1 protein-coding gene is annotated in these 1,172 nt (G+C 39.6%); it reads right to left on the reverse strand.

Annotated elements, in window-relative coordinates; all coding sequences use genetic code 11:
* Positions 1-38: 38 nt before the first annotated feature.
* Positions 39-1,055: an IS3 family transposase gene (locus tag DU53_RS11660; RefSeq protein WP_369816087.1), complete on the reverse strand. Its 1,017-nt coding sequence runs from the start codon at positions 1,053-1,055 to the stop codon at positions 39-41.
* Positions 1,056-1,172 lie beyond the last annotated feature (117 nt).

Consider the following 1,172-nt stretch of genomic DNA (forward strand, 5'->3'; position numbering starts at 1 on the left):
CGGTCTGACCCCCAATAATGAGACACGGGTTAACGAGATCAAGCTTTAACAGACTGAATCATGGAAATGCTACAGTGTTTCTTAAAGGCTTGTGGTGTCATGTATTTCAAAGAACCATGTGGTCTGAGATTATGATAGAAATCCATGTACACCTGGTATTTCCGGTAAACGTCTTCCGCTCTCTCAAACACATTCATAGCCACAAATTCCCTTTGCACATTCGAATGTTGTGATTCAATAAAAGCCTGGGAATCAGGGTGGTGCTTTATCCCAAATTCCTGGATTATCTCGTTCTTTTCAAAATATTCCCGGGTGTAATTAGCTGTAAACAGGCTTCCATTATCCGTACGGACCAACTGAGGTACCGTTTCCTGGTAAAGCATTGCTCTTCCCAGTGTTCGGGTAAAATCTTTGCACTTGCAACTCTTCCCAAGATATGAACCCACTATTTCCCTTGAATATACATCTATTATGTCCAATAAGGCTATATTCCCTTCCTGTATTGTGGTTATGTACTTAATATCTGCTTCCCACAGTATTCCTGTCCTGTCTATCTCATGCTGGGTTGAGCGCCTAACAGGATGGTGCTGTTTCGGCCAGTATTTCCTGACATATCCCAGCTTCTTTCTCATTCTGTGTACTTTCTTGTGGTTCACTATTATCCCAAATTCATTCAGAAAATACTTGCTGAGCTTTTTGCTTCCTAGCACTTTCAGATAATACTCAGGTTCATATGGATTCACTCTGCTGTATATGTCTTTGAATAGTTTTTCAAGCTCTTTATCTTCGAACTTTTCACCGTTTGTCTTTAGACAGTAATTGCGCCTTCTACCTGGTTTTGTCTTTTTGAGAAAGAACACGGGTTTCTTCCTGCGATAGTAACTGCTTCTGGTTATTCCAAAGATTCTCAAAAGATAAGAGGTTGAAAAACCATAACCCATATATGTTTCAGCGAAAAGTTCAACTGCTAGCCTTTTCCAGTTTTTTTTAGAGCTTCTTTTAGCAACCTTATTTCCAATTCTTTCTCTGCTATTATGAGTTTGTATTTCTCTGATTTCGTTGACGTAACCCTTTTAGCTTGCTTTTGGTTCTTTCTTTATTCTTGCTCAAGYCCCTATCTCTTGTACAGAACAGGTGGTATCTTCGTTGGATCAACAATGAAATCTCCAGCT

It is taken from the genome of Kosmotoga sp. DU53 (assembly GCF_001639905.1).
Lineage (GTDB): Bacteria > Thermotogota > Thermotogae > Petrotogales > Kosmotogaceae > Kosmotoga > Kosmotoga olearia.